Below are 10,965 nucleotides of genomic sequence, written 5' to 3' on the forward strand. Positions count from 1 at the left end.
TCGTCCGGATGTAGAAAAATTTTCTCGCGCCACGCGTTCGTCATATGAAAACGCCAGCCGCGAGGCTGGCGTCCGGTGCAAACTATTCCCGGTCTCGATGCTCAGACACGCACCTCCGGCGGCACGTAGCGGCACTCGTAGCGCTTGCGCACGGTGCCGGCCTCGTCGACGCTTTCCAGGAACACGTCGAACTGCCAGAGCCGCGCCATGTGCTTGAGCACTTCGTCGCTGTCGTTCGACAGATGGCGGTTGTCGGTCATGAAGTGGCGCAACGTGAGGCTGCGGTCGCCGCGCGTGTTCACCGCCCACACCTGGATGTTCGGCTCGCGGTGATGGATGTCGTACTGCCGCGACAACGCCTGCCGCACGTACTGATAGCCGGACTCGTCGTGGATCGCCGATACCTCGAGCGAATCGCGCATGTCGTCGTCGAGCACCGAGAACAGCCGCATCTCGCGGATCAGGTTCGGCGACAGGTACTGCGCAATGAAGCTCTCGTCCTTGAAGTTGCGCATCGCGTAGTGCATCGCCGGCAGCCACGGTGTGCCCGCGATCTCCGGAAACCACTTGTAGTCCTCTTCCGTCGGCGCCTCGCAGATCCGCCGGATGTCGCTCATCATCGAGAAGCCGAGCGCATACGGGTTGATCCCGCTGTAGTACGGCTTCGTGACCGGCGGCTGATAGACCACGTTGCTGTGCGAATGCAGGAACTCCATCATGAAGCCGTCTTCCAGCTTGCCCTGGTTGTACAGCGTATTGAGCAGCGTGTAGTGCCAGAACGTCGCCCAGCCTTCGTTCATCACCTGCGTCTGCCGCTGCGGATAGAAATACTGGCCGATCTTGCGCACGATGCGGATCACTTCGCGCTCCCACGGCTCGAGCAGCGGCGCGTTCTTCTCCGCGAAATACAGCAGGTTCTCCTGCGGCTCGGGCGGATAGCGCTCCTCCTGCTCCTCCATCTGCTCGGGCTTCTTGCCCGGCAGCGTGCGCCACAGCTCGTTGACCTGCGACTGCAGATACGCCTCGCGCTCGCGCCGCAGCGCAGCCTCCTTCGACAGGGACGGCTTCTGCGGCCGCTTGTAGCGGTCGACGCCGTAGTTCATCAGCGCATGGCACGAATCGAGCAGTTCCTCGACGCGGTCGAGCCCGTAGCGCTCCTCGCATTCGGCGACGTAGTTCTTCGCGTACACGAGATAGTCGATGATCGCATGCGCGTCGGTCCACAGCCGGAACAGATAGTTGCCCTTGAAGAACGAGTTGTGGCCGTACGCCGCGTGCGCGATGACGAGCGCCTGCATCGTCATCGTGTTCTCTTCCATCAGATACGCGATGCACGGATTCGAGTTGATGACGATCTCGTAGGCAAGCCCCATCTGGCCGCGGCGATAGCTCTTCTCGGTCGCGAGGAAGTGCTTGCCGAACGACCAGTGGCGATAGTTGACCGGCATCCCGACCGACGCATAAGCATCCATCATCTGCTCGGCGCTGATCAGTTCGAGCTGGATCGGATAGATGTCGAGCTCGTACTGCTCGGCGACCTGCGAGATGTGCGTGTCGTACTCCTCGAGCAATTCAAAGGTCCAGTCGGACGGGCACGGCAGCGGCTTGCGTTCGGCAACGTTCATACGCGCTTCCTTCTGCCCGGCACCGGGCAAGTCGGCGGCCGGCGCCGCCGGCTCGGTCCGGCCGCTTTGCTGCGATGCGGCAGGGCCGGCCGTGTCGTCGCCGGAAGGGCGCGGCGCGTAGCCGCGCGACTCGTTGTGCAGATGGCGGGTCGTCATGACGTTTCCACCTGCTTTTCGAACAATTCGCGAAACACCGGGTAAATGTCGGCAGCCGATTCGACTTTTTTCATCGCGAGGTGCGGTTGCGACAGCGCCAGTTGCGCATACTCCAGCCACAGATTCTGCTCTTCGGGTGCGACCTGGATATACGCGAAGTAACGCGTCTTGGTGAGGATATCCTCTTCCAGGATTTTGCGACACTTCGGCGAATCGTCGGTCCAGTTGTCGCCGTCGGACGCCTGCGCGCCGTAGATGTTCCACTCGGTCGGCGAGTAGCGCTCGTTCATCACCTTGCGCATCAGTTCGAGCGCGCTCGACACGACCGTGCCGCCGCTTTCGGTCGAATGGAAGAAGGTGTCCTCGTCGACCTCCTCGGCACGCGTGTGGTGACGGATGAATACGACCTCGATGCGCTCGTAGTTGCGCTTCAGGAACAGGTACAGGAGGATGAAGAAGCGCTTCGCGAGATCCTTGCGCTGCTCGTCCATCGAGCCCGACACGTCCATCAGGCAGAACATCACGGCCTGGCTCGACGGTTGCGGCTGCTTCACGCGATTGATGTAGCGCAGGTCGAACGGATCGATGAACGGGATCCGCCAGATGCGCCCCTTCAGGTGATGGATCTCGGCCTCGAGCGTCGCGATTTCCGCGCGGCGGTCTTCCGGGTCGAGCTTCATCGCCTCGAGCTGCGCTTCCAGCTCGCGCAACTCGTTGACGAGCGGCGAGCCGAGCGCGATGCGCCGGCCGAGCGCGCTGCGCAGCGAGCGCACGACGTCGATGTTGTTCGGTGTGCCTTCCGCCGACCAGCCCGCGCGCACGTTCTTCCAGCTCGGCACCGTCAGCAGGTGCGTCTTCACGAGGCGCGGCAGTTCGAGATCGTCGAAGAAATACTGCATGAATTCGTCGCGCGACAACTCGAACACGAAGTCGTCCTGCCCTTCGCCCTCGTTGCTCGCCTGACTGCCGCCGCCACCCGAGCCGCCCTGCGGACGCGGAATCTTGTCACCGCGCACGTAGTCTTCGTTGCCCGGGTGCACGTATTCACGACGCCCGCCAGGCCCGTGCCGGAAATTCGGCTCGGCGATGTCCTTGCGCGGAATCGTGATGCTTTGCGTGCTCTGGATATCCTTGATGCTACGGTCGCGCACCGCGTCGGACACGGCACGACGAATGTAGTTCTTGACGCGACGCAGAAAGCGTTCGCGGTTGGCGATGCTCTTGTTCTTGCCGGCCAGCCTGCGGTCGATGATTTGATGAAGCACTCCCGGTCTCCCGCTCGAAAATCGATCTGCCGGGGCACTCGCCGCGCATGCCGTCTGCCGTCATGCGGGCGGCGCCTCTGAAGGTGCCCGTACGGACTCGCCGTACGGGCGCGGTACCGCGCGCGTCATGACGACTTGCGCACGCGCAGGTACCAGTCGCAAAGCAGCCTCACCTGCTTCGGCGTATAGCCCTTCGCGACCATCCGGTTCACAAAGTCCTCATGCTTGCGTTGCTCCTCCGCCGACCCCTTCGCGTTGAACGAAATGACCGGCAACAGTTCCTCGGTATTCGAGAACATCTTCTTCTCGATCACGACGCGCAACTTCTCGTAGCTCGTCCACACGGGGTTCTTCCCGGCGTTCGCCGCCCGCGCGCGCAACACGAAGTTCACGATCTCGTTGCGGTAATCCTTCGGATTGCTGATCCCGGCCGGCTTCTCGATCTTCTCCAGTTCCGCATTCAGCGCGGCGCGGTCGAAGCTCTCGCCCGTGTCGTGATCGCGGAATTCCTGATCCTGGATCCAGAAGTCCGCATACGTGACGTAGCGGTCGAAGATGTTCTGCCCGTACTCCGAATACGATTCGAGATAAGCCGTCTGGATCTCCTTGCCAATGAAGTCCGCATAGCGCGACGCGAGCACATCCTTCACGAACGACAGGTATTTCTGCTCGGTCTCCGGCGGGAACTGCTCGCGTTCGATCTGCTGTTCGAGCACGTACATCAGGTGCACGGGGTTCGCCGCGACCTCGCTCGAATCGAAGTTGAACACGCGCGACAGGATCTTGAACGCGAAGCGTGTCGACACGCCCGTCATCCCTTCGTCCACGCCCGCGTAATCGCGATACTCCTGGTACGACTTCGCCTTCGGATCGGTGTCCTTCAGGTTTTCGCCGTCATACACCTGCATCTTCGAGAACAGGCTCGAATTCTCCGGCTCGTGCAGGCGCGACAGCACCGAGAACTGCGACATCATCTTCAGCGTGCCCGGCGCGCACACGGCTTCGGCCAGCGACGAATTGCGGATCAGCTTCTCGTAGATCTTCGTCTCTTCCGACACGCGCAGGCAGTAAGGCACCTTCACGACGAAGATCCGGTCGAGCAGTGCCTCGTTGTTGCGGTTGTTGCGGAATGCCTTCCACTCCGACTCGTTCGAGTGCGCGAGAATCACACCGTCGAACGGAATCGCGCCGAATCCTTCGGTACCCTTGAAATTGCCTTCCTGCGTCGCGGTCAAGAGTGGGTGCAGCACCTTGATCGGCGCCTTGAACATTTCGACGAATTCGAGCAGGCCCTGGTTCGCCAGGCACAGGCCGCCCGAATAGCTGTACGCATCGGCATCGTCCTGCGCGTACTGTTCGAGCTTGCGGATGTCGACCTTGCCGACGAGCGACGAGATGTCCTGGTTGTTCTCGTCGCCAGGCTCCGTCTTCGCGATGCCGATCTGCCGAAGGATCGACGGATAGCGGCGCACCACGCGGAACTGGCGGATGTCACCGTTGTATTCGTGCAGGCGCTTGACGGCCCACGGACTCAGGATGCTCTTCAGGTAGCGGCGTGGAATGCCGTATTGCTCTTCGAGGATCGGGCCGTCCTCGTCGTAGTCGAACAGCCCGAGCGGCGATTCGTTGACGGGCGAACCCTTCAGCGCATAGAACGGCACGCGCTCCATCAGTTGCTTCAGGCGCTCGGCGATCGACGACTTCCCGCCGCCCACCGGGCCGAGCAGGTAGAGGATCTGCTTCTTTTCCTCGAGCCCTTGCGCAGCGTGGCGGAAGTACGCGACCACCTGCTCGATCACTTCCTCCATTCCGTAGAACTCACGGAACGCGGGATAGACCTTGATAACCTTGTTCGCGAAGATCCGCGACAGGCGCGGGTCGTTGCGGGTATCGACTTGTTCCGGTTCCCCGATTGCAGCCAGCATGCGTTCGCCGGCCGTGGCGTACGCTGACGGATCGTTCTTGCAGAGCGCGAGGTACTCCTCCAGCGAGAACTCTTCCTCTCGCGTTTTTTCGAAGCGGTTCGCGAAGCTGCTGTAAATATCCATGCTACCTCCCTCGCCTGAGTCTGAAGACGTGCCTGCCTTCTATGACTGCGCAGAAGCAAGCGCGTTCGAATTCATCCTAAACCCTTTCTTATTTTTTTTCACGAACTCTTCGTATGAAGTTCGTCATTCTCGACAACACCGCTTGGACAACGCATTTCGACGCTTTACAATCGATCTCCCGAGCCGCAGAAACTGCATCCGCCGCGTCTCGTCGAGCATCGGAACATCTCGTACGTTGGATGCCTCCGCCGTCATCGCCGCGCCCTTCACTCCCCCCTTCATCCCTATACGTTCGAGCAGACGTTTTCGACGACACGCCGCGCGCACCGTTACAAAATTTTTTCGCATCGTCCGGAGATACCCGTAGCGCAGATGCGCACATGCAACGCGCGTGGCGACGCACGCACGTTCACGCGCGCTGTCACATTTCATCGGCCGTCGAAGCGACGACGCCCGCATGTCGCGGGCGTCGTGTGCTGCCTCGGGTGCTGCCAAATGGGGATAGATGCGCGGCGCGCGCGACTCAGAACGTTTCCCAGTCGTCAGCGCCGGCAGACGCGGCCACCGGTGCGGGTGCAGCGGCCGCGGCCGCCGGCTTGCGAGCCGGCGCCGCGCGCTTCGGTGCTGCATCGCGGTCGTTGCGCGCCCCGGATGGTGCGGGCGGCGAAACCGGCACGACAGCCTGCACGACAGCCGGTGCGGCCACCGCGCGCGGCGCCTGGCGCACAGCGGCGGCGACCGGCCCGGCCGCGTCGTCATCGATCCGGAACACCGACGCCGTTTCGCGCAGGCGCGCGGCCTGCTCATCGAGCGATTGCGCGGCGGCCGCCGCCTCCTCGACGAGCGCGGCGTTCTGCTGCGTGACCTCGTCCATCTGCGCGACCGCGCGCGCGACCTGGTCGATGCCGCCGCTCTGCTCCTCGGACGCCGCCGCGATCTCGCCCATGATGTCCGTCACGCGCTGCACCGCACCGATCACGTCGCTCATCGTGCGGCCCGCTTCGTCGACCAGCGTCGAGCCCGTCCGAATACGCTCCACCGACGCGTCGATCAGCGCCTTGATCTCCTTGGCCGCGCTCGACGAACGCTGCGCGAGGCTGCGCACCTCACCCGCGACGACCGCGAAGCCGCGGCCTTCCTCGCCGGCGCGCGCGGCTTCGACGGCCGCGTTCAGCGCCAGAATGTTGGTCTGGAACGCGATGCCCTCGATGATCGCGATGATGTCCGCGATCTTCGCCGAACTGTCGTTGATCTCGCCCATCGTGCCGACCACCTGGCCGACCACCGTATTTCCCTTGTTTGCAATCTCCGACGCGTTCGCGGCCAGCGCGCTTGCCTGCCGTGCATTGTCCGCGTTCTGCTTCACGGTGCCGGTCAGCTGCTCCATGCTCGATGCGGTTTCCTGCAGCGCGGACGCCTGCTCTTCCGTGCGCGACGACAGGTCGATGTTGCCGGCGGCGATCTGGCGGGCTGCGGTCGCGATCGATTCGCTGCCGCCGCGCACGGTGCGCACCGTGTCGACCAGCCCGCGCTGCATCTTCGCGAGACCGTCGAGGAGCTGGCCCATTTCGTCGCGCCGATGCACCACGATCGAGCGTCGCAGGTCGCCCGCGGCGATCGCGTCGAAATGCGCGAGTGCGTCCGCAAGCGGACGGCCGATCGCACGACTGAGCGTCAACCAAGACAGCACCGCGGCAACCAGACCAGCCGCCAGCAGGACGATCGACAGCAAGCGCAGCGTTTCGAACGTCGATTCCGAATGATCGAAGCCCGACTGCGCGGCGCTGAACTGAAAATTGCGCAGCGCCTCGCTCGCAACCGCGAGATCGTTGTAAAGCACCTGGAGCTGCTTGGCGCCATCGCCGATCCGGTCGTGGTCGCCCGTCGCGACAAGACCTCCGAACGTGTCGCAACTGCGCTGTAGCGCCTGGCGCTTCGCGGCGACGTCCTGCGCGAGTCGGTCCTCCTCCGCATCGCGCGGCAGCGCGAGGTACTTTTTCCACCACTCGTCGGACTGCGCGCGCATCGCGCGGCTCCGCTCCACCGCGGCAGCCGATTCGGGTGTCCCCGCCAGCAGCGCGGCGCGATCGAGCGCCAGGCGCTCGCGCGCCGCGTACATTTCGGCAGCGGCCACGTCGACCGCGCTCGGCATCTGGTTCGTGAAAATCTCGCGCGTCGCGTCGTTCGCACGCGTCATCCCGTACACGCCCAGCACGCCGATCACGCCCAGCAGTACCGCGAGAAACGCCATGGTCAAACCGATGCGTGCACGTATCGTCAGGTTTCCGATCACCATCATTCTTCCTGTATTGCGTCGTCATGAACGGGCAAGGCCCGTTTTTCGAAACGGTGTTTCGTCCTGATGTATTTACGACCGGATGCTGCGCAGCTTGATGGTATTCACGTCAATTTTTTCATCAATTCATCGGTTAATTACACATTTCCGAACAATAGGGTCGAAGCATCGCAGGCCTGCCTCGCGAAATCGCGTGGCAAGCATCGTGATGGTGCAATCGGGGGAGATGGCCGGCGCCTGCTTCCGCACGCGCCGGCCGAGAGGCGCGATCCAGCCCTATTCGGCCAGCTCGGCGAGGGTGGGAATCGACGGCTGCGCGCCTGCGCGCGTGACCGACAACGCCGCCGCGCGTTGCGCGAAGCGGATGGCCGTGTCGATCGCCTCGCCTGCCGCGAGCCGCGCGGCGAATCCGCCGATGAAGGTATCGCCGGCCGCGGTCGTGTCAACGGCCTTGACGACGGGTGCCGGATAATGGCGCGCCGCGCCGTCGGCCGTCAGCGCGCACACGCCGCGCGCGCCGAGCGTGATCAGCACGTTGCGCGCGCCGGCCGCGTGCAGCGCACGCGCTGCGGCTTCCGCCTCGGCCGGATTGCGCACCGGCAGCCCGGTCAGCGCGGCCGCCTCCACTTCGTTCGGGATCAGGTAATCGACCAGCGGCAGCCAGCCGTCCGGCAGCGGCGCGACGGCCGGCGCCGGATTGAGCACCACGATGCGGCCGAGCCGCCGCCCGGCCGACAGCGCCGCGAACACGGCGTCCGGCGGCGTCTCGAGCTGGCAGATCAGCACGTCGGTCGCGGCGAGTGCGGCCTCGTGCCGTGCCACCGTATCGGTCGTCACTTCGCCATTGCCGCCCGCGACGATCACGATCGCGTTCTGGCTCGCGTCGTCGACCACGATCAGCGCGACACCGGTCGACGCCGACGCGCTCGTCGCGAGCCGCGAGCAGTCGATGCCTTCGGCCTCGAGGCCGGCCCGCAGCGCGGTACCGTGCGCATCCGCGCCGACGCAGCCGATCATCACGACCTGCGCGCCGAGCCGGGCGGCGGCAACGGCCTGGTTGCCGCCCTTGCCGCCCGCCGCCTGCGCGTATTCATGCCCGGCGAGCGTTTCGCCCGGCATCGGCAGCCGCGGCGCACGCACGACGAGATCCATGTTGAGGCTGCCGACCACCGTCACGCGGCCGGCGCCCGCCGTGCGCGCCGTCATGGGCGGCCGCCCGGCGCGGCCGGCTCGCGGTAGATCGCCGTCGATTCGCGCAGCACGAGACGCGGCGACACGACGCGACGACGGCTCGGCGCAGCCGTCGAACCGCCGCCGATGCGCTCGATCAGCGTTTGCGCGGCCATTTCGCCGAGCGCGCGCACCGACTGGCCGACCGTCGACAGCGCCGGGTACGTGTAACGGGAGAATTCGATGTCGTCGAAGCCGATGATCGAGCAGTCGTCCGGCACGCGCATGCCGCGCTCGGCCGCCGCGCGCAGCGCGCCGACGCCCATCAGGTCGTTGCCCGCGAAAATCGCGCTGGGATGCACCGACTCGAACAGCCGCGATGCCGCGTGGTAGCCGCCGAGGCACGAAAAATCGCTTTCCGCGATCGCGCCCGGCACGATGTCGATCCCGCGCTCGGCCATCGCGCGGATGAAGCCGTGCACGCGCATCGCGCTGACGGCCGTGTCGGTCGGCCCGGTGATGCAGCCGATCTTCGCGTGCCCGAGTTCGAGCAGGTGACGCGTCGCCAGATAGGCACCGCGTTCGTGGTCGATCTGCACGAGGTCGGCCGCAAGCCCCTCGATGTTGCGGTCGACGACGACGAGCGGCGCATGCGCGTCCGCGAGTGTCTGCGCGAGCACCGCGTCCTCGCCGGCCGATGCGACGATCAGCCCGTCGATGCGCTTTTCCTGCAGCACGCGCAGGTAGTTGCGCTGCTTCACGGGATCGTCGTCCGAGTTGCAGAAGAACACGCAATAGCCGTTGGCCGCGCACTGGTCCTCGATGCCGCGCGCAAGCTCCGCGAAGTACGGATTCGTGCTGTTCGGCACGACGAGGCCGATGGTCGCCGTCGAGCGCGCCTTCAGCGAGCGCGCCACGGCCGATGGCACGTAATTCAGCTCGCGGATCGCACCCTCGACCTTCGCACGCACATCCGCGGACACCGGCCGCGAATTGTTCACCACGTGCGAGACGGTCGTAAACGACACGCCCGCCATGGCTGCCACATCCTTGATCGTCGCCATTTCCCGTTTCTCTCTGGTCTGCTTTCCGTGTAGTAGTTCTATCGCGCGCGCGCGCGCCGGCTGCGATACGTGTCGAGCACGACCGCGACCACGATCACCGCCCCGGTGATGATCCGTTTGGTCGGCTCGTTCGCGCCGATCTGCGCCAGCCCGGCGGCCAGCACGGAGATGATCAACACGCCGAAGAACGTGCTGATCACCGAGCCGCGCCCGCCCATCAGGCTCGTGCCGCCGATCACGACGGCTGCGATCACCTGCAGCTCGACGCCCGCGCCCGCGTTCGGATCGGCGGCCTCGAGCCGCGAGATCTGGAACAGCGACGCGAGCCCGGCGAGCGCGCCCATCAATGCGAATACGAGGATTTTATACGGACGCGGGTTAACCCCGGCAAGCCGTACCGCCTCTTCGTTCGTGCCTATCCCGACGAGATAGCGTCCGAACACGGTGCGCGTGAGGACGAACTGTGCCGCGATCATCACTGCGACCGCGATCAGGAACGCCGGCGAGATGCCGAGCGCGATCGGATTCGACAGGAAATCGAACGCGTCGCCGATGTAGGCCGTGCGCGAATTCGTCAGCTGGTATGCGACGCCGCGCGCGGCCTCGAGCACGCCGAGCGACACGATGAACGACGGAATCCGCCAGCCGACCGTGATCGCGCCCGTCATCGAGCCCGTCGCGGTCGCGACCGCGATCCCGATCAGCGCGGCCGGCAGCGGCCCCCACTGCCATTTCAGCGCGGCCACGCTGACCATCGACGCGGCCAGCGCGAGCACCGAGCCGACCGACAGGTCGATTCCGGCGATGATCAGCACGAAGGTCATCCCCACCGACATCACGACGAGATCGGGAATCTGGTTCGCGATCGTACTGAACGTATCGTAGGTCAGAAAATGCGAACTCAGCGCCGAGAACAGCGCGATCATCGCGGCGAGCGCGCCGGCGAGCCCGAGATAGTTCGACACGCCGAGCCGCGTGCCGGACAGCGTGCGCGCGCGGCGCCCCGTCACGGTCTGCTGCGCGCCTGCGTCGCTCGGGGATACGGGAGGCTGGGTCATTGCTGTCGTCCTGTGGTCGAAGTGCCGGAAGCCGCGCGCGGCGCGCCCTCCGCATCCGGATGCCGCACGCCGTCCGGCAGCGCTTCGCGGCCGAAGCCGGCGAACGCCGCGGCCAGCAGCGCATCCTGGGTCCAGTTGCCGCGTTCGAACACGGCGGTCATGCGGCCGGCCGACATCACGCCGATCCGGTCGCAGATCAGCATCAGCTCGCGCAGGTCGCTCGATACGACCACCAGCGCACGGCCCTCGCGCGCGAGCGCGCCCATCAGCGTGTAGATCTCGA

Annotated in this window: 7 protein-coding genes and 1 pseudogene; all 8 read right to left on the bottom strand. The window is 65.1% G+C overall.

Going from position 1 to position 10,965, the window contains the following annotated elements:
• Nucleotides 1–101 precede the first annotated feature (101 nt).
• A complete protein-coding gene (locus DIE08_RS16050; protein ID WP_059683304.1) occupies nucleotides 102–1,781 on the bottom strand; it encodes a SpoVR family protein in 1,680 nt (559 codons plus the stop codon).
• Nucleotides 1,778–3,046 (bottom strand): YeaH/YhbH family protein, encoded by a 1,269-nt coding sequence (locus DIE08_RS16055; RefSeq protein WP_059606685.1) that lies wholly within the window; start codon nucleotides 3,044–3,046, stop codon nucleotides 1,778–1,780. Before DIE08_RS16055 ends, DIE08_RS16050 begins: the two co-directional genes overlap by 4 nt.
• Before the next feature lie 125 nt (nucleotides 3,047–3,171).
• Nucleotides 3,172–5,094, bottom strand: a complete 1,923-nt coding sequence (locus DIE08_RS16060; protein WP_059606682.1) for a PrkA family serine protein kinase — start codon at nucleotides 5,092–5,094, stop codon at nucleotides 3,172–3,174.
• A gap of 523 nt (nucleotides 5,095–5,617) precedes the next feature.
• Nucleotides 5,618–7,390: a methyl-accepting chemotaxis protein gene (locus DIE08_RS16070; protein WP_124902478.1), complete on the bottom strand. Its 1,773-nt coding sequence runs from the start codon at nucleotides 7,388–7,390 to the stop codon at nucleotides 5,618–5,620.
• Between the two features lie 276 nt (nucleotides 7,391–7,666).
• Entirely contained in the window at nucleotides 7,667–8,596 is a 930-nt protein-coding gene (gene rbsK / locus DIE08_RS16075; protein WP_124902479.1) for a ribokinase, read from the bottom strand.
• Nucleotides 8,593–9,624, bottom strand: a complete 1,032-nt coding sequence (locus tag DIE08_RS16080; RefSeq protein ID WP_059606677.1) for a LacI family DNA-binding transcriptional regulator — start codon at nucleotides 9,622–9,624, stop codon at nucleotides 8,593–8,595. Before DIE08_RS16080 ends, rbsK begins: the two co-directional genes overlap by 4 nt.
• 38 nt (nucleotides 9,625–9,662) lie before the next feature.
• Nucleotides 9,663–10,682 carry an ABC transporter permease gene (locus DIE08_RS16085; RefSeq protein WP_124902480.1) on the bottom strand — a complete coding sequence of 340 codons (1,020 nt, stop codon included), beginning with the start codon at nucleotides 10,680–10,682 and terminating at the stop codon, nucleotides 9,663–9,665.
• A pseudogene (locus DIE08_RS16090) lies at nucleotides 10,679–10,965 on the bottom strand (sugar ABC transporter ATP-binding protein); the annotation flags it as partial. The pseudogene DIE08_RS16090 and the gene DIE08_RS16085, both read right to left, overlap by 4 nt.

Source organism: Burkholderia sp. Bp9004 (genome assembly GCF_003858025.1).
Lineage (GTDB): Bacteria > Pseudomonadota > Gammaproteobacteria > Burkholderiales > Burkholderiaceae > Burkholderia > Burkholderia diffusa.

Coding starts and splice junctions, on each gene's coding strand:
- DIE08_RS16050 (WP_059683304.1), bottom strand. CDS start 1,781: ATGACGACCCGCCATCTGCACAACGAGTCGCGCGGCTACGCGCCGCGC.
- DIE08_RS16060 (WP_059606682.1), bottom strand. CDS start 5,094: ATGGATATTTACAGCAGCTTCGCGAACCGCTTCGAAAAAACGCGAGAG.
- DIE08_RS16070 (WP_124902478.1), bottom strand. CDS start 7,390: ATGGTGATCGGAAACCTGACGATACGTGCACGCATCGGTTTGACCATG.
- rbsK (WP_124902479.1), bottom strand. CDS start 8,596: ATGACGGCGCGCACGGCGGGCGCCGGCCGCGTGACGGTGGTCGGCAGC.
- DIE08_RS16080 (WP_059606677.1), bottom strand. CDS start 9,624: ATGGCGACGATCAAGGATGTGGCAGCCATGGCGGGCGTGTCGTTTACG.
- DIE08_RS16085 (WP_124902480.1), bottom strand. CDS start 10,682: ATGACCCAGCCTCCCGTATCCCCGAGCGACGCAGGCGCGCAGCAGACC.